Genomic DNA, 17,791 nt, shown 5'->3' on the forward strand with positions numbered 1-17,791 from the left:
GGTGAAATACCACTTGCGAAATATTTTTTCGAAAATGGGTGTGAAATCTCGTCTTGAAGCAATTCGCCTTGGTCAACTCATTCCAGCGGAATACCTTCTTTCTTCAGACGGTAAGCCAGTTGAGGACGGGTAATGCCCAACACCCGTGCAGCTTGAGACAGATTACCTTTGGCCTGTTTCAAGGCAGTTTGCATCAGTCGGCGTTCCAAGGTGTCTAGCCCCACATTCTTGGTTAAAATTTCATTGCACAAGTCATCAATAGGGCGCGTTTCAACTGGCGCCAACTCGCCTTGCGCATTAAGCTGCGATTTTTCTTTGCAGGGTTCGATGCGGTCGTCAAACAAGTGGCAGGCCTCCACATACCCCCCGTCGGGTGCCAGCACCACGGCGCGCTCAATCAGGTTTTCCAATTCGCGAATATTGCCGGGCCATTCATAGCTCATCACCTCTTGCATGGCTTTGTCGGTCAGCCCTTGCAGCTTCTTGTTGTAGCTTGTGCAGTACTTGGTCATGAAGCGGTTGATCAGTGGCGAAATGTCTGCTTGGCGTTCCCGCAGGGGGGGGATTTTGATGGGGAAGGTGTTGAGGCGGTAGTACAAATCAATACGGAATTTGTTCTCGCGTATGGCTTGTTGCAGCTCCACGTTGGTGGCCGCCACAATACGAACATTCACCTTTTGTACGCGTTCCGAACCCAATCTTTCGAACTCGCCGGTTTGCAACACGCGCAGCAGTTTCACTTGCGTTGACAAAGGCAGATCGCCCACTTCATCAAGAAACAGGGTGCCGTGGTCGGCACGTTCGAAGCGGCCTGCGCGTGGTGTGTGCGCTCCCGTGTAAGCGCCTTTTTCCACACCAAACAACTCGGCTTCAATCAATTCATGTGGAATGGCTGCACAGTTGACGGCCAGAAAGGGCCCCTTGGCACGAGGGCTTTTGTCGTGCAACCAGCGAGCAAACATTTCCTTGCCTACCCCAGTTTCGCCCAGGAGCAATACAGTGATGCTGCCCTGTGCCGCGCGCTGCAGCAATTCGAAAGCATTCATGAAGGCAGGAGATACGCCCACCAAATCGTCATTGCTGCGCCGGCGAACCAGAGCTGTGTCCAGTTTCTCTGCACCCATGTGGTATTCGATCAATTCTTCGGCGAAGGCTTGGGCTTTGAAATATTCCTCATACTCGGGGTCATTCCAAGCCTCTGCACTTTGACCGATGATCAGGCACTGTGAATCGCCCTGGCTCATGCATTCCATTTCTCGATACAGCACCAGTCTGCCCATGAAGGCACTGGAGTAGCCGGAGGCATAGCCAATCATGGTCCAACAGGCTGGTTCATCGCCTTGGCCATAGTCGGCCACGTGAGCCTCGTCTTCCCACGAGTTCTTCCAGACAAATTCACCGTAAAAGTGTTTGGTTGGCAAATTAATTTCCAAGCTGAGCTTTTCAACCTGCACCATGCCTTCCAGTGTGTGCAGTTGAGGGCCCAGCATGAAAGCTTCTTCAACTGAACCGCCAGGGCGTTTGTGCTTCAAGGCCACTTGTCCATCCCGAATGCCTGAGGCGAAACCCAGGCGGATCAGCAGCCCGCGCGCGCGTTTCAGGCCCAGGGTTTCAAACAATTCTTTGCGCAGCGCGCCCAGCGCGCGGGCATGCATCAATAGCATGCGTTGCTCGTCCAACCAGATGTGGCCTGACGGGTAATTGAATTTCAACAGGGATTGCAGGTCGGTCACAGTATTCATGTCTCCAATGTGCCTTTGGCTTTTTTCTTTTGATTATGCCTTGTTTTTAATCCAGAAAATGTAAAAAAGCCCAAGCGGGACTGTTACCCCGTTTGGGCTCTTTCAGGCCATGCCAATGGCCCGTCAAAAGCATTGTATTGCTTAGGTAAATACGCCCAGGAAGTTTTCGTTCAGCTTTCTGTCGTGGTAAAAAATCGCCCTGCCTAAGTCGTCGCTGGTCCAGGTAATCACAGGTTTGTCAGGGTAATGAATGTAACCACCCGCAAAGACTTCGTTGCGGTTGCCCGAGGGGTCGAAGAAGTAAATCGTCTCACCACGGGTAATACCGTGGCGTGTGGGCCCAAGGTCGAGTGACACTTTCTTCTTGGAAATAATATCCGCAGCTTTCAGTACCTCGCCCCAGTTGTCCAGAATAAATGAGGCATGGTGAAACGCCCCTTTCATGGGCTGCCGAATGAAGGCCACATCATGCGGTTTGGTTGAACAGCTCAAGAACACACTGATGCGGAAGTTGTGGTCATCTTCGGTGACTACCTGCTCCGTGATATCGAAGCCCAGCACCTCGGTGAATAACTTCACCACGCCATCCAGGTCATCGCCATACAGCAGGCAGTGGTCAAAACGCGAAGGTGCCATGCCTTTCAAGCCGTCTGGCCAGGGGTCTGGGTTCACCAGCGGCAGGCAATTGCCCACCTTGTTTTTTTCGGCCAATAGTTCCATGGTGTGGCCTGTGGTGGTGGTGAAACGAAAGCGCTCGCCGGTTTCCAGGTGTTCTCCGGCGGGAATCCAGCAGCAGTCGGTGGCAAGACCACTCTCGCCCACTTTTTTCGAAAGGTCTTTTAACGTTTCAATGCTGTCGACGCGCCATCCCATGTAGTCCATGCCGGCGGCATCTGCTTCACGCAGCACTACGCTGTGGTGGTCATGCTCATCCCATGCTTTCAAATACACGCGACCCTGTATGTCGCGTCCGGTTTCAAGCAGGCCCAGTACCTCGGTGTAGTGTTTCACGGCTGGTTCCAAATCCAGCACCCGAAGCGCCACGTGGCTTGGCCTTATTACGCCTGTCATTGCCATGTTGATCTCCTTATCCCTATGGTTTTATTGCTATGTGTGCATGGGTTGCTTGGCAAAATGCTTCGCAATGCACTTTTCCATTTTTCCGAGGGCCGACAGTTCAAGGTCGGTCAGCGGAAAACATCGGCAGGCCAACACCACGCCTTGGGCTTGTTCTTCAGCCGTCACATGCTGTCGACTCATTTTCAGGGTGCGGTATTCGCCCGATTCAATGCGGACACGGCATACGCCGCATCCACCACCACGGCATCCCACCGGGATGCCTTTGCGGTTCAGTTGCTCCATGCCTTTCAGCAGGTTGTCTTCTGAGCTGCAGGTGTACTCTTCCTTTGTGTTTTGAATGGCCACGCGGTGCATGTGTGCAGCCCTCCATCACACGTGTTTGAACAGCGGACTTTTCTTGGCCAGTCCTTCTGCATCGGCCGAGGTCAGGAACCGCTCGGTGTAAATATCCCGTTCAAACAACTGGCCTTGCATCAGGGTTGAAATACACGCTTCAATCATGGGCGGTGGTCCGCACATGTAAGCCTTGTGGCCCCGAAAATCATTGTTGAAGTGCGCCTTCAATGCCTCGTGAACAAAACCTTTTGCTCCGGTCCAGCTTTCACTGATGTCTGCATCTGACAAGGCAGGGATGTAAGTGAAGTTGGGGTGCTTTGCAGCCAACTCGACAAAGTGACTGTAGTAGTACAGTTCAGCCTGATTGCGAGCGCCTTGCACCAGAGTGATGGGCAGTGTGCAGCCTTCGTTGAACAGTTCTTCAATCATGGCTTTGGGGCTTGACAGACCTGAACCACCGGCCAGAAAAATCATGGGTAGATTGGCCGATTTGCGTGTGAAAAAGCGACCCAGCGGGGCGGTGAATTCCAGTGTGTCACCCACCTTCAGTTCGTCATGCAGCCAGGTGGTGGCCGCACCGCCTGGTACTTTTCGAATATGCAATTCAACCAGGTTTGTGCCCGGAGCATTGCCGATTGAAAATGCACGTTCGCCTTGCACGCCCGGTACTTTCAGCATGACGTACTGCCCAGCTTGAAAGTGAACCGGCTCATCGACTTCAAGCCAGATACCGCGAATGGTGGGGGTGAGCATGTCAGCTTTGACCACACGCCCGGAGAAGTCCTGAAGTCCAATGAATTGTGCATCCGGGTCTTCGTCCACCTCAGCTTCAATCACGGTGTCGCATTCAACGGTTGCGCAGCACGCCAGAATTTTTCGTTCATCGCGTTCAAAGTCCATCAGCGCAAACGGCGAGGCTTCCCCATGTTCGAATTCACCTTCCAACACTTGTACCTTGCAAGTGGCGCACAGGCCATGACCACAGGCGTGGGGTAGCCAAACACCTGCACGAAGGCAGGCGTCCAGCACGGTTTGCCCTTCCTCGATGTCGATTGTTTGACCAATCGGTTCGATGGTGAGTTGATAGCTCATTGCGGGTTCCCCTTTGCGCTTACGCGCCCGAACCAGACAGGCCTGTCAAGCCGGGGGTGGTGAAGCGCAACACCGACTTGTGCGTCAAACCGTTTTCATCCAGCGATTTGCCCAAGTCGGGAGTGAAGTTTTCACGCCCGTGTTTCCACTGAACGGTACTCCAATCAATTTTTGCAAAGTCGGGGTGACTTCCGTATAGCGAAGGCAGTACCTCATTCACCAATGCCCCGAAGGGCATGGCGGGTGGTAGTGGCAAGGCCATGGGTGCGCAAAACATCAGGTGGTGTTCCCAGTTCACGAACAACAAGCGGTTGCCGTGAAAGTTCTCTTCAAGATCGCGTACAACGCCGGTGTAGCCTGGTTGCAATGAAACGAGTGCCATGTTGTTCTCCTCCTTGTTGTTGTCAGGCCGCCGGTGCGTCTTTGTGGTCGCGCCCTGTCCATTGCTCCCAGTTCATCTGGTCCTGACTGCCCATGTACTCGCCGTTGTCCTGGCCAGGCACCAGGTTGTAGTACTTCAGAACGTTATCCAATCCTTCGCCACCACAATTACCCTGGAAGATTTGATGCACAGGCAGCCAGCTTTGAACGTACTTCTCGGGCTCGTTCTCGAAAATGTCTTTACAGCCATCCGAGCAGAAGTGGTACTTCATACCGTGGTAGGTTGTTTCCCGCAGGCAGGTGGTTGTGGGGTCATCGGGTTCCGTGAAAATTGCCGGCACTTGGCACAACTGGCACAGCATCGGCAGGCCTGGGTTGCTCCAGCGCTTACCTTCTTTTTGAAGGGCATCCCAGTGCTCAAAACGTGGACGATAGTGCTTGTCGAAAGTGTCGGGGTACTTCTCGCTCAACCACTTCAGTTCGCTTTCTTCGGGTACCCAAGTGTGAAATGCAGCGGCATGGCTGAAGTTGTAGAAAGTAGCCCACACTTCATGGCTCAAACGGCTTTTCTCTTTGCTGGCTACTTCGTGGTACTTGGGCATACGAATACCGTAGCGGCTCAAGTCTTCGAACAGTGCGCCACCGTTTTTCTCGAAATAGGTTTCCCATGCTTCCTGCCAGCTCATCACGCGTTTGGGCAGCATGTAGTCCATCATCATCGAAACCAAGGCCAGCAAGCGGTAACCGCGCCAGAACCACTTGTCGATCCACTTTTGAACGATGTCTTTGTTGCCCGGGTCTTGTTCCAGCATGAACTTGACCACCTCAAGACCAAGTGTCATGTGGCGGGATTCATCTGATTGGGCGGAAAAGCCGAAAGTAACCGTGGCCATGTCGCCGTTGTAGGCAGCACCGCTCATGAATGGCATAAACAACAGGTTGGTCAATACATACTCAAAAGAAAACGAGATGGCTGTAATGAATTCAAAGGGACCTGCAGACTGTGCATCTTCAAAGTAGCTCTTGGGTACGCTGAGGTACCACACGCGGTCGTGCATGTGGCGGAAGTCGTGCAAGCCGTTGAAAAACTTGTTGTAGTGGCTGATGGTGTGCACCTGGGTTTGTGCATGGCGCAATTCATCAATGGCCTGCATCTGCGATGCAATGCGTGCACTGACGCCACGGAAAGAGCGACCCACGTGGGCATAGCCACGGTGTGCAGCGTATTCCAGAGGGGATACACCAGTCAGGAACAGCTTGAGCGTGTTGATGTAGCGAGCATCCGTTACGTTGAACTGACCATTGTTCTGAGCAAACGCGTCAATAATGGCGTACAGTTTTTTCTCTTTTTCGCCCTGGAATTTCCAGTAGGCGTCCATGGTCAAGCGGAACGGATCTTCCCACTTGTCCCAGTCGTGAATCTTGATCCCTTCGAATTTGTCATAGGGAAATACATCGTCCATGGCCTGGTAGGTGGTGTCCCAGCCAAGTCCGCGGGTCATCATGCCGTATTTCTCTTTCAGGCCCAGTTTTTTGTTGCCTGTGTTCTTGGGTACTGCGCTCATGTCTCTACTCCTTCAAGTTGAAAATTTCCGGGACTGGCATTACGCCGCGTGGCCCCAGTACAGTTCAAATTCATCCTCTGTTTCATTGATGCTGCCCGACAGGGAAATCAGGTTCAGGTGAATTTCCTGAAGATCCCAGTCACGCCCCATCAGGTCGGACACGCTTTGGCGCTTGACCACCAAACGGCCGGGCGACTCGATCTTGACCATTGCCGGAAACTCCTCGACTGTGGCTTGCGGGTTGTCTTCCCGAATGGCCTCGACAATGTTGCGGGTATCGTCGTTGGTGACAAATGCAATAAACACCGGCGTTTTCGTTCGTTCTGGGGTTGGCGTGTTCATGCTGTAGCTCCGGGTGTTTTCAAACCGATCTTCTTGGCGCGCACCAGCAGGTCTTCCTTAATCTGCATGAAAATGCTGGCGGCTTCTTCTGCAAACAATGAGGTCATCAAAGGCTGCAAAGCGCGGGTAGTTTCTGTCATCCAGATGTCGAACCAGCGGCTCAGTATTTCCTTGTTCTCTGGTGATTCATCCACTGCGGTTTTGATGGTGGAGTCCACCCAACGTTGGGTTTCGGCAAACCATTCCTGCATGAAGTTGGTACACATGGAGAAGGTTTGGCCAGCCATTGGATTCAGGCGTGTTTCAAGGTGCTTGTAAAACATGGGGTACACCAGTCCGTCCATCACAAAATTCTGTGCCAGAAAAACTTCAAACCAGTCTTTTGTGACAAACAGGTTTTCCATGCTGCGGCGAAGTTCTTGCCACTCGGGCGTGTGCAGCCAGTGCTGCTTGCCCACTTCCAATGAGTCGCCCGTGTTGCCATCCAGCAGCAAACCAAGGCGGCTGACGTATTGCGCGAGGCCCAAGCGGTCCATGGTGTTGTACATGGTGGCTTGTGTAATTGCAGCGCCGTAACCGAAGCTGGTACAAAAGCAGTTGTTCATGTTGGCGCCCCACTCGTAGTGGCGAAGCGGCAGCACAGCGAAAATTAAATGTTCTTTGTCTTTTTCGCTCAGGTTGTAGAACACACCACGCTTTTCTGCGAACTCAAACTGCTTTTCGGCCGCATCCTGTTGCTTGGCACGGTTCATGGTGTACACGCCGTAGTAGTACTGTCGTGGGTCTTTGAAGCTGTACCAATCGGCCATTTTGATGGCTGTACGGGCAGTGTCGTACAGGTCGTACTGTGGGTCCCAAATGGGGCGGTAGTGGAAGTTGGTGTCCGACTGCATGTCGAACGTGGCTTCCTGATAGCGCGACGCAGGCTTGTCTGCACCCAACCGGCGGGCCACATTCGAGAATGTGTTGCGAAGTTGTTTGATGTTCGACGTTTTGATGTCGACTTGCATGATGTCTTCTCCTTTCCTCTATTTATTTGGTTTTTTATTCGCTGACGCCGGCCTGGCCGAATTGCCACTTCAGGCGTTCGTAGTCCAGCCAGGCGCATTGCTCGGCAGTCAATTCCACAGCATTGTGTTGTTTGCAAAATTCGCGGAACTGATCGAATTGCATCACCAGTTCCACGCAAAGCTCTGGATCGCCAATCGAAAACTCGAACTCGACAAAGCGATTGTTCAAGGTGCCGGTGACGCGCACATAACGTGGAATGGACGCCTCCAGAATTCCGTTCAGCTCCGGTGGCGGGGTATCGCTTTTGGATGTTTTGACTTCTTTGATCATTTGGAACCCTCTTGCTTGATTTCCCATGTAAAGGGGGCAAGGGGTATGCCATGTTATCTAAGTGATTGAAATGATGGGAATTATAAAAAATAGAGGATGGATTCTAAGAAATTTACGGGTGCTGAAAAGATCAATTGCTGCGGTGCAAGTTGATCAAATGGTGAAACGAGGGCGGGGTGCCCACTCATGTGGTTCCCCGCTTCTTTTGTCAGGGCTGAGGCACCGGATTATTTCTGCACGGTTGTGAATCCACCGTGCCACATTCGGTCAACTCTGGTTTCACATTCGCATTGGTCAATTCACCCAGTACGATCTTGGACGGATGCTCGGCATCGTGATGCACAGTCACGGTTTGTGGCGTCAGGATTGATTGAAACCCCCAAAGTCCGATCATGCTGGGGTTTTCAACATACATACGGATGCTGGAGCCTTTGCGAAACACATGGCTGAAGGGCATCATCTCAACCCGAAGCAATTCCGGTACGCCAGGTGTCATGTCTTTCAGCGATTCAGCGGTGTGCGGGTGGTAGGGTTGTAGCGCGCTTGAACGTTGTTCGTCCAGGGCGCGATGTGATGCACGCAGCCATCCGCGCTGAACGTATTGTTCTTGTCCATCAGGCCGAACCTCCACCATGGTCACCTGCAGGTCAACATCGTTGGCAGTGGTGGATACCCACAAATCTGCACTTGAGACGCCGTAGCTGGTGAAGGTGTTCAACAACGGTTTGGTGGTGAACACGGCACGACCCAAGGGATTGTCAGGAGAAACAGTCCATGTGTTGGCGGTAACACCGCCAGTTTGCGTGCGGTCAAACACCCCTGTACTGTCAATTACATTGGGTGCGGGCAGCGGGTAGCTGTAGCTGGTGCCGGGCCCTGCTGCTGCGGTCTCTTTGTCGTTCAGCATCAAGCCACCAGGAGCCAGATGAAACTCCTTTGCTTTTACTTTCACTGGAAGTTTTGGCAGTGTTGTCACGCTGTTGGGAGCCAAGTTGGCTGCGTCGGTTTCGTGCCAAATGTGTACCTTGGGTGTTTTGTCGAAACCGTTGTCGATTCCTTTCAAGAAGTGATCATAAAACGATTGAAGTTGGGCCATGATGCCGTGGGAATACTGATGTATGGTGTGGTGGCCATTGCTGGTGATGATCCAGGTTTTGTTGGGATCCAGTTGGTCGTAGAAGTAAGCACCTCGGCCCCCTGTTTGTTCATCTTGCCAGGCCTGGGTCGCAAACACGGGCACATTGATATTGGACACCCAGTTTTTGATGCTGTGCGCGTGGTGCCAGGCGTCGTCGTTCGGGTGCTGCGGAATTTGAACCGCCAGTGAGTTCAGGTTGTTTTGAGCGGCATGAAGTGCGCCGTGTTGCAAACACTTGTTGTCGCCAATTTGCAGGGCGTCGCGATAGGCGATGGCCCAGTCGGCATTCAACCCAGCACCCCAAGCGGGTGGAAATGCGGCGTTCAGAATACCCCCCGGAAAACCGATGTCCCGGTAGGTGTCCACCACTGGCATACCGGGGCCTACAGCCACCAAGTGTTTAGGCTGCATGCTGGCGACCCACAATCGCATATCCTTTGGCGAGCATGTCATACACGAAAATGTTGGCTGCACGCGATGGATCGCTGCCACCAAAATAGCCCTCGTACATCATCAGTACTGGAAAGGGGCCTTCACCTTCGGGTAACCAGGCGGTGTAACGCAGCTCGTTGCCATCGGGCAACGGAATGTAGCCCCATTCAGTAACTGAGGCTGTGGCTGGGTTGACGGCTACGTCGGATGGCTGCACCTGAGGTGCTGCGGTACCCGAGGGGCTTGTCCGCGCGGCGCTGTTTTCACCCGATCCACCGCAGCCTGCAAGCAGTGTGAAGCATGTGGTGAGCACGATGGATGTGAATAAATGATACGTCCTCAAAGTCTGTCTCCGGTATTGATTTCTTTTTGTGTATCTTGTGGTGATGCTTCGGAAGCAGAATAGGTGGATGTTGGGCAGTGCGATAGAAGGCAGTTGCTACTTTTGTATGTACTTGCTACGAGTCATCACAAATTTGTAATTCAACCAGCTTGTTGTTTGCAAGGTACGAGGGAGTGAGTGCAAAGTAACGCGTGAAAGTACGGCTTAGGTGCGAGGAATCAGAGAAGCCGATTTCATGGGCCACCTCAGACAATGTTTTGTTGCGCACAAAAAGCTCTGCCGCGTAACGCATCTTGATCCACAGCAGGTATTGCCGAATTGAAATGCCCACTTCGTCTGTGAACAGGTGGGCCAGACGGCTCTCCGACAAGCCGCACAGAGCCGACAGCTTTTTTAGTTCAGCAACTTGAGGAATGTGGGTGTGAAGCCAGGAGGCGACCATGTCTACACGCCGGTCAAGTGGTGGTGCCCCAATAATTTCCGGAAAAAGGCGCCTGAAGAATTACCTCGGAACTGTGACGAAGTTCGTGGCAAGTGCGTTTGCCCGACATGCTGTCATACGCATGTTGCTGTGCGGTTTCATTCAGTCGTGACTGCAGGTCAAGAATATCCCTGCCATCCAGAATTTCGCGCAGTTTTCGGGCGTAAGGGTTGATTGGATCCACATTCAAACTGTAAAGACAGGTGTTGTTGGCGCTCAGCGTACGGGCCACGTTGGACCCAATCAAAAATGCGCGACCACTGTGTTTGTGGCCAGACGACTCCACTTCAAAGTCGCCATCCGTGCCGATCAGGATGACCGTGGATGGACGGCAGCTTTGCTCGCCCAAAAAGTAGGGGGACATGTAGATAAAACGATCTCGCCAGATCGACAGTGATGAGATGTGCGCATGGCTCATCGTTGTGCCTTGGTTGGGTCAACATATCCTTGATACATGTTTTTCTGTGAATGGATTGATTCACTCAAAATTAAAGCCCAAATCCTGCCCCAACGCCAAAGAGGGTGGCCGCACCCAGTGCTGCAAACATCGCAGCAGCTGTTCGGTGCACCAGCTTCATCGGAATTTTTTCAGCCAGCTTGTCGCCAGCAAACACCGCAGGCACGTCGGCAATCAGCATGCCCAGTGTAGTGCCCGCAACTACCATGAGCACATCGTTGTAGTGTGCTGACATGGCCACGGTGGCGATTTGGGTTTTGTCGCCCATTTCCGCTAAAAAGAAGGTGATGAAGGTGGCACCGAACACCCCCAGCTTGGTCGCCAGTTGGGTTTCTTCATCTTCGATTTTGTCAGGAATGAGTGTCCACACTGCCATGGCGATGAAGGATGCGCCAAGCACCCAACGCAGAACGGATTGATCCACATTGGCGGTGATCCAGCTACCCACCACGCCAGCCAGGCCGTGATTGATCAGGGTGGCCAAAGTAATTCCAATGATGATGGGGACTGGTTTTTTGAAACGTGTGGCCAACAGAAATGCAAGAAGCTGGGTTTTATCCCCAATTTCAGCAAGTGCAATTACACCGGTGGATACGAGAAGTGCCGAAGACATTTAAAAGTTCCTGGGCCTGGAAAAACCGAATGACCACGCAGCTTCTCCAGGCCAATCTGGAAGCCGTGTAGTCAAAGGTCTTGCCAAGTTCAAAAACCGCTTACGCCATAGCCTGTATAAGATGTTAGGCCAAGTGTGTTGACGTAAGCCTTTCCGAGCGGAAAGAGGCTACTCCCCAATGAGTGTCGCAATGATAGGACTTGCCATTCAAAAAATCAAGTCGATCGAGATTGGATTCAAAGGCAAATTGACAAATCGTTCAAGGGGTGCAACCCGAGAAATCGTGGTTTCAAGAGATCGTGAATCGTTGCTTCACTCACCTCACTTAACTTGCCCGGGTTCCACTTGGGCGATTTGTCTTTGTCCACCAGCAATGCACGTACGCCTTCCGGAAAGTCTGGATGTACGCAGCAGCCCACGGAAGCCTGATACTCCAGCCGCAATACATCGGCGAGATCTGCGCCCGCATGGCGCTTCATCAATTCAAATGACAGCGCGGCCGAAGTGGGAGAGCCATGCGCATATGCCTGAGCAGCTTTGGCCAGCCAGACCACCTCGCTTTGTTGCAGCGCGCGCAAGGACACGTCGATTTCAGCCAGTGTGTCATGGTTCATTACGGCATCAATTTCTTTGGCGTGTGTATGTAACAAAGGTGTGGGCGCGTTCACTTCGAACTGTCTTAGCACGGCAGACAATTTTTCCCTGTCCGATTTCAGCTCACCCTGCCAGCTGGTGTTTTCAATGGCATGCAGTACATTTGAAAACTGCGCATGTTCTATCGCCGCATCGGCCCATTTGCCCAGCAAAGCATCACCCGCGTTGATGATTGCGCCGGTCAGCGCCAGAAACAAACCCGTGCGCTCGGGCATTCGATGCAAGAACCAGGTGCCGGCCACATCCGGGTACAAACCAATGTGAATTTCCGGCATGGCGATCCGTGCATTGGGGCTGACCACGCGGTGTGAAGCCCCAACCATCAAACCCACACCACCACCCATCACAATGCCGTGTGCCCAACACAAAATGGGTTTGGGGTAGGTGTGTATGCGGTAGTCCAAGCGATACTCACGTTCGAAAAATGCCTCGGCTTCAGGCGGTATTACGCCTGCCCCTACACGCTTGCTGGCGTGGTGCAAACTCACCACATCACCGCCTGCACAAAAGGCTTTGTCGCCTGCAGCACTCAGCACCACACCTGCAATCGAATCGTCTTCTGCCCAGCTTTTTAATTGGGGATCGAGCAGGTCGATCATGGGCAAGGTGAGTGCATTCAAGGCTGCAGGATTGTTCAAGACTGCATGACCAAACTTGTGGCCACTGGCGGTGCTGAAAGTACTGAATGTGACAGGTGCGGACATAGGGTGATTGGCGTGTAATGTTCTCAAAGTGACTCAAGAAGATACACCAATAAAAAAAGCCCGGTGCTTTCACACCGGGCTTTTTTCACAGCCAGTTCAAATTAATGGTGCAGATCAAAACGATCAGCGTTCATTACTTTGTTCCAGGCGGCCACGAAGTCGTTCACAAACTTCTTCTCGGCATCTGCACCTGCATACACTTCACACAGTGCGCGCAGTTGTGAGTTGGAACCGAAGCACATATCGGCCAGGGTACCTGTCCACTTGATTTCGCCTGTCTTGCGGTCACGGCCCTCCAGTACACCATCGGCGCTGGTTGACTTGCTCCACTTGGTGCTCATGTCGAGCAAGTTGGTGAAGAAGTCAGTGGTCAATGCCTCGGGGCGCTTGGTGAACACACCATGCTTGGCACCACCCACGTTGGAATTCATGGCACGCAAGCCACCCACCAACACGGTCATTTCAGGCGCAGTCAAGCCCAGCAAGCTGGCCTTGTCGATCAAGCGCTCTGCCGCGGTGCCTTCCAAGCCTTTACGGGCATAGTTACGGAAGCCATCGGCTGTTGGCTCCAGCACTGCGAAAGACTCCACATCGGTTTGATCCTGAGTGGCATCGGTACGGCCCAAGGCAACTGGCACCTTGATGTCATGACCGGCTTTCTTTGCCGCAGCTTCTACACCGGCAGCACCTGCAATCACGATCAGGTCAGCAATCGAAATTTTCTTGCCGTTGCCTGCGTCATTGAATTGCTTTTGAATGCCTTCCAGTTGCTCCAGCACCTTGCTCAATTCAGCAGGGTTGTTGGCTTCCCAGTTCTTCTGGGGAGCCAAGCGAATGCGTGCACCATTTGCACCACCGCGCTTGTCGCTGTTGCGGTAGGTGGAAGCAGAAGCCCACGCTGTGCGTACCAGTTGAGGAATGCTCAAGCCGCTGGCCAGTACTTTGGCTTTTAGCGCAGCAACATCAGCCTCATCGGCATGCTTGTAATCTGCAGCAGGCACTGGGTCTTGCCAGATCAAATCCTCTTTTGGCACCAATGGGCCAATGTAACGGCTTTTTGGTCCCATGTCGCGGTGGGTCAGTTTGAACCAGGCGCGTGCATAGGCATCAGCGAATTCATCTGGATTGTTCAGGAAGTGGCGAGAAATTTTCTCGTAGTCGGGGTCCATGCGCAGCGCCAGGTCGGCTGTGGTCATCATGGGTGCGTGGCTCTTGTTGGGGTCGTGTGCGTCCACTACTGTCCCTGCACCTGCGCCGCCCTTCGGCTTCCACTGATGTGCCCCAGCTGGGCTCTTGGTCAGCTCCCAGTCGTACTTGAACAATGTTTCCAGGTAACCCATGTCCCACTTGGTGGGGTTGGGTTTCCATGCGCCTTCGATACCGCTGGTGGTGGTGTCACCGCCCTTGCCTGTACCGTGCTTGTTGATCCAGCCCAAACCTTGCTCTTCAATGGGTGCACCTTCGGGCGCTGGGCCAACCAGGGCAGGGTTGCCTGCACCGTGTGCCTTACCGAATGTGTGACCACCCGCGACCAGTGCCACTGTCTCATAGTCGTTCATCGCCATGCGACCAAAGGTGGTGCGAATGTCGTGTGCTGAAAGCTTGGGATCGGGGTTGCCGTCCGGACCTTCCGGGTTCACGTAAATCAAACCCATTTGTACAGCAGCCAAGGGGTTCTCAAGGCCACGCTTGCCGCTGTAGCGGCTGTTGGGCTTGTCGCTGGTGGCCAGCCACTCAGCTTCTGGGCCCCAGTACACTTCCTCTGGCTCGTACACGTCTTTGCGGCCGAAGGCAAAACCAAAGGTTTTGAAGCCCATGGTATCCATACAGTAGGTACCCGCCAGTGTAATCAGGTCAGCCCATGACAACTGCTTGCCATACTTCTGCTTGATGGGCCACAGCAGGCGGCGTGCCTTGTCCAGGTTGCCGTTGTCAGGCCAGCTGTTCAGTGGTGCAAAACGCTGCATGCCGGTGCCAGCACCGCCACGGCCATCGGCGATACGGTAGGTACCGGCGGCGTGCCAGGTCATGCGGACAAAGAATGGGCCATAGTGGCCGTAGTCGGCGGGCCACCAGTCTTGAGAATTGGTGTACAGCGCTTCAAGATCTTTCAGAAGGGCTGGTACGTCGAGTTTCTTGACTTCTTCTACGTAGTCGAAATCTTCACCCATGGGGTCTGTCAATGGGGAATTCTGGTTCAACAATTTAATGTTCAAGGCGTTCGGCCACCAGCTTGCGTTAGTGGGTGTGCCGGCAATCGCTGTTTTGGGACCGTCGCCCGTGAATGGGCACTTTGCATCGTTTGACATACATCTCTCCTTTGTTGCCGTTAATTATTAACTGCTGAATTCAGTGTAGGGTGCTAAATCCTATCAATCAAGTTGTTTTTATAAATTTACCCTATAGGCAGGGGCAATTGATATTTTTGACCTTCAGCATGTCTTCCATATTAATACCTGAAAAAAAGTTGGTCACTCCTCATCGAAGGAGTCGTACTTCTGGCAGAGAAAGTCGATCAGTGCACGCACTGCGGGCAGCATGCCGCGCCTCGATGGAAACACCACGTGAATGATTTCGCGACGCGGAGACCACTCTGGAAGCAATTTGACCAATCGCCCGTCGGCGACCTGTTCGGGCACCATCAGATTGGGCAATTGAACCACCCCCACCCCTGCCATCGCACTGGCCCGCAGGGCTGTCATGTCGGTCGTTACCAGTCGGGGAGAAAAAGGCACGACCACTCGCTCCCCACTGAGATGAGTCAGGCACCACTCAAAGTTGTTTTGTACATTCCCCTGTGTTTGTCCCAAACCAAGACTTGGCCATTCAGTCAACTCAGTGGGATGTTTTGGAAGCCCCATTTTTCGGATCAACCGGGGAGACGCAACCAGACACAGTCCCCTGTCTGAAAGAACTTTGAGCACCAGATCGCTGTTTTCAAGCGGCAAGGGGCGAACCCGTATGGCCAGGTCAACTCCCTCGGCCACCACATCCACCCGCCTGTTGCTGGCTTCCATGTGCACTGTCACTTGCGGATGTTTCACCAGAAATTCTGCCAGCATGTCGCCAATGTGTGCATGCAGCAATGCGATGGGGCAGGTCATGCGGATCAGGCCACGTGGCTCGGAATGATTTTGTTCAATCAATTCCTGTGCACTTTCGGCCTCAATCAACATGGCCTTGCAGTGCTGGTAGTAAGTTTTTCCGATTTCTGTGATGTGTAGCTTGCGCGTTGATCGATACAGCAGTTGCGTGTTCAGGCGCTTTTCAAGCTCGGCGATGCGGCGGCTTATTTTTGATTTCGGAACACCCAGAGCACGCGCCGCAGCTGAGAAACCCTGATGTTCAACCACCTTGGCAAAGTAATACAGGTCGTTGAGGTCCATGTGTATTTGCTTTTTATTGTTCCATCAATAGAACAAATTGTTGAGTTTATGCCAGCTTATCAATGATTGATTGTTTCAATAGCATATTGCCATTATTAACTGTCAATGAAAAGGAAGACAGCATGAGCAAGCCTTACATTCGTCTCGACAAAAACAACGCTGCGGTGCTGCTGGTGGATCATCAGGCCGGTTTGTTGTCGCTGGTGCGTGACATCGATCCTGATCGTTTCAAAAACAATGTGTTGGCCCTGGCCGATCTCGCGAAATACTTCAAATTGCCCACTATTTTGACCACCAGTTTTGAAACCGGCCCGAACGGCCCCTTAGTGCCCGAGTTGAAAGAGATTTTTCCGGATGCACCTTACATTGCCCGCCCGGGACAGATCAATGCCTGGGACAATGACGAGTTTCTGGCTGCAGTCAAAGCCACCGGCAAAAAACAGTTGATTATTGCGGGTGTGGTGACTGAGGTGTGTGTGGCTTTCCCGACTTTGTCTGCGCTTGAAGAGGGCTACGAGGTGTTTGTGGTGACCGATGCTTCGGGCACCTTCAATGAACTGACGCGCGATTCCGCTTGGGAAAGAATGAGCAATGCAGGAGCACAGTTGATGACCTGGTTTGGTGTGGCATGTGAACTGCACCGTGATTGGCGCAACGACATTGAAGGCTTGGGTGCCTTGTTCTCGAATCACATTCCAGACTATCGCAACCTGATTACCAGCTACACGGCACTGACGAAGTAAGCGCAAACCGTTATGATTTTGACATGAACAAAATCAAGCGAATTGAACTGCGCAGTGCAGACTTGGGCGAAGGCATGTTGGTGAAACGTGCCTTGCCCAGTCGCCACCAGCGCATGGTTGGGGCATGGTGTTTTCTGGACCACGCAGGGCCAGTGGACTTTGCCCCGGGCAAAGGCATGCACGTGGGCGCACACCCGCACACCGCATTACAAACATTCACCTGGTTGATCGATGGCGAAGTGCTGCACAAAGACAGCCTGGGCAATGCGCTGATTATTCGCCCAGGGCAGGTGAACCTCATGACTGCGGGGCGTGGCATTGTGCACACGGAAGATTCAGTGGTGAATGGTGGCCGCCTGCATGCTGCGCAGTTGTGGATCGCATTGCCAGAAGAACTGGCCAATTGTGAACCCGATTTTGCGCATTATCCAGAATTGCCTGTTTGGCATGTCGAGGACGTTCAATACACCTTGCTGGCTGGCACCTACGAGGGATACAACGCACCCACCGCAGTGCATTCGCCAATGCTTGGCATGGACTTGTTTAGCCTGCACGGCGGGCAAGCCACGCTGCATTTGAACCCGGAGTTTGAGTACGGATTTTTGCCATTGACCGGGCAGTTGAGTGTGCAAGGCGAAAATTACACGCCTGAAGAATTCGCCTACATCGAGAAAGACTCCGAACGTCTGGAGATAACGCTCGGCGCCAATACACGCGTCTTGTTGTTGGGCGGTGTGCCGTTCGAGTCACCCGTGCAAATGTGGTGGAATTTCGTGGGGCACAGCAAGGAAGCGATTGCACAAGCCCAAAAGGATTGGGAGCAGGGCGATCCGCGTTTTGGCGATGTGCTCAACGAATCAGCCAGCACCGGTGTTGCGCCACGCCTGGCTGCACCAGCACTGCCCTGGAAGTAAGGTTTTTCCCGCTTTTCAGGGTAATCCATAGGACAGGCCTACCTCTT

Annotated in this window: 20 protein-coding genes and 1 riboswitch; of the genes, 3 read left to right on the forward strand and 17 right to left on the reverse strand. The window is 53.0% G+C overall.

The window, feature by feature from the left end; all coding sequences use genetic code 11:
• Position 1 precedes the first annotated feature (1 nt).
• A complete protein-coding gene (locus tag A0129_RS15785) occupies positions 2-133 on the forward strand; it encodes a hypothetical protein (RefSeq protein WP_367189641.1) in 132 nt (43 codons plus the stop codon).
• Here the strand turns inward: A0129_RS15785 and A0129_RS00005 are convergent.
• From A0129_RS00005 to A0129_RS00085, 17 genes are all read right to left on the reverse strand, one after another.
• Entirely contained in the window at positions 78-1,742 is a 1,665-nt protein-coding gene (locus A0129_RS00005) for a sigma-54-dependent Fis family transcriptional regulator (protein WP_291711237.1), read from the reverse strand. The genes A0129_RS15785 and A0129_RS00005 overlap by 56 nt on opposite strands.
• A gap of 141 nt (positions 1,743-1,883) precedes the next feature.
• On the reverse strand, positions 1,884-2,819 hold the full coding sequence (locus tag A0129_RS00010) for a catechol 2,3-dioxygenase (RefSeq protein ID WP_291711239.1): 936 nt from the start codon (positions 2,817-2,819) through the stop codon (positions 1,884-1,886).
• A gap of 30 nt (positions 2,820-2,849) precedes the next feature.
• Positions 2,850-3,176 carry a 2Fe-2S iron-sulfur cluster-binding protein gene (locus tag A0129_RS00015; RefSeq protein ID WP_291711241.1) on the reverse strand — a complete coding sequence of 109 codons (327 nt, stop codon included), beginning with the start codon at positions 3,174-3,176 and terminating at the stop codon, positions 2,850-2,852.
• A 15-nt stretch (positions 3,177-3,191) separates the two neighbouring features.
• Entirely contained in the window at positions 3,192-4,250 is a 1,059-nt protein-coding gene (locus A0129_RS00020; RefSeq protein WP_291711243.1) for an NADH:ubiquinone reductase (Na(+)-transporting) subunit F, read from the reverse strand.
• A 19-nt stretch (positions 4,251-4,269) separates the two neighbouring features.
• Positions 4,270-4,632 (reverse strand): phenol hydroxylase subunit P4, encoded by a 363-nt coding sequence (locus A0129_RS00025; protein ID WP_040513144.1) that lies wholly within the window; start codon positions 4,630-4,632, stop codon positions 4,270-4,272.
• 22 nt (positions 4,633-4,654) lie between these two features.
• On the reverse strand, positions 4,655-6,196 hold the full coding sequence (locus A0129_RS00030; protein WP_291711245.1) for an aromatic/alkene/methane monooxygenase hydroxylase/oxygenase subunit alpha: 1,542 nt from the start codon (positions 6,194-6,196) through the stop codon (positions 4,655-4,657).
• A gap of 39 nt (positions 6,197-6,235) precedes the next feature.
• Entirely contained in the window at positions 6,236-6,538 is a 303-nt protein-coding gene (locus A0129_RS00035) for an MmoB/DmpM family protein (protein WP_105029439.1), read from the reverse strand.
• Positions 6,535-7,548, reverse strand: coding sequence for an aromatic/alkene monooxygenase hydroxylase subunit beta (locus A0129_RS00040; RefSeq protein WP_291711247.1), 1,014 nt, complete (start codon positions 7,546-7,548; stop codon positions 6,535-6,537). The genes A0129_RS00035 and A0129_RS00040 overlap by 4 nt, the downstream gene beginning before the upstream one ends.
• 34 nt (positions 7,549-7,582) lie before the next feature.
• Positions 7,583-7,879, reverse strand: a complete 297-nt coding sequence (locus A0129_RS00045; protein ID WP_105029437.1) for a phenol hydroxylase subunit — start codon at positions 7,877-7,879, stop codon at positions 7,583-7,585.
• Between the two features lie 208 nt (positions 7,880-8,087).
• Positions 8,088-9,428, reverse strand: a complete 1,341-nt coding sequence (locus tag A0129_RS00050) for a CocE/NonD family hydrolase (RefSeq protein ID WP_291711249.1) — start codon at positions 9,426-9,428, stop codon at positions 8,088-8,090.
• Complete coding sequence (locus tag A0129_RS00055; protein ID WP_291711251.1) at positions 9,418-9,792, reverse strand: hypothetical protein; 375 nt, start codon at positions 9,790-9,792, stop codon at positions 9,418-9,420. The genes A0129_RS00050 and A0129_RS00055 overlap by 11 nt, the downstream gene beginning before the upstream one ends.
• Positions 9,793-9,907: 115 nt before the next feature.
• A complete protein-coding gene (locus A0129_RS00060; protein ID WP_291711253.1) occupies positions 9,908-10,234 on the reverse strand; it encodes a helix-turn-helix transcriptional regulator in 327 nt (108 codons plus the stop codon).
• Positions 10,235-10,247: 13 nt separating this feature from the next.
• Positions 10,248-10,691: a hypothetical protein gene (locus tag A0129_RS00065; RefSeq protein WP_291711255.1), complete on the reverse strand. Its 444-nt coding sequence runs from the start codon at positions 10,689-10,691 to the stop codon at positions 10,248-10,250.
• A gap of 70 nt (positions 10,692-10,761) precedes the next feature.
• Positions 10,762-11,343 (reverse strand): TMEM165/GDT1 family protein, encoded by a 582-nt coding sequence (locus tag A0129_RS00070; RefSeq protein WP_291711258.1) that lies wholly within the window; start codon positions 11,341-11,343, stop codon positions 10,762-10,764.
• 3 nt (positions 11,344-11,346) lie between these two features.
• Positions 11,347-11,532, reverse strand: a riboswitch (yybP-ykoY riboswitch).
• Between the two features lie 47 nt (positions 11,533-11,579).
• The gene (locus tag A0129_RS00075) at positions 11,580-12,701 is read right to left on the reverse strand and encodes an enoyl-CoA hydratase/isomerase family protein (RefSeq protein WP_291711260.1); all 1,122 of its coding nucleotides are present in this window, start codon (positions 12,699-12,701) and stop codon (positions 11,580-11,582) included.
• Between the two features lie 101 nt (positions 12,702-12,802).
• Positions 12,803-15,010, reverse strand: coding sequence for a catalase/peroxidase HPI (gene katG / locus A0129_RS00080; RefSeq protein WP_291711261.1), 2,208 nt, complete (start codon positions 15,008-15,010; stop codon positions 12,803-12,805).
• Positions 15,011-15,172: 162 nt separating this feature from the next.
• Positions 15,173-16,087 carry a LysR family transcriptional regulator gene (locus A0129_RS00085; RefSeq protein WP_291711263.1) on the reverse strand — a complete coding sequence of 305 codons (915 nt, stop codon included), beginning with the start codon at positions 16,085-16,087 and terminating at the stop codon, positions 15,173-15,175.
• A 122-nt stretch (positions 16,088-16,209) separates the two neighbouring features.
• Here A0129_RS00085 and ycaC point away from each other — a divergent pair, with 122 nt between their 5' ends.
• Both ycaC and A0129_RS00095 read left to right on the forward strand, forming a co-directional pair.
• The gene (ycaC, locus tag A0129_RS00090) at positions 16,210-16,830 is read left to right on the forward strand and encodes an isochorismate family cysteine hydrolase YcaC (protein WP_291711265.1); all 621 of its coding nucleotides are present in this window, start codon (positions 16,210-16,212) and stop codon (positions 16,828-16,830) included.
• A 23-nt stretch (positions 16,831-16,853) separates the two neighbouring features.
• Positions 16,854-17,744, forward strand: a complete 891-nt coding sequence (locus tag A0129_RS00095) for a pirin family protein (RefSeq protein ID WP_291711267.1) — start codon at positions 16,854-16,856, stop codon at positions 17,742-17,744.
• Positions 17,745-17,791: the final 47 nt, after the last annotated feature.

The sequence above is a fragment of the Limnobacter sp. CACIAM 66H1 genome (assembly GCF_001601825.1).
Classification (GTDB): Bacteria; Pseudomonadota; Gammaproteobacteria; order Burkholderiales; family Burkholderiaceae_B; genus Limnobacter.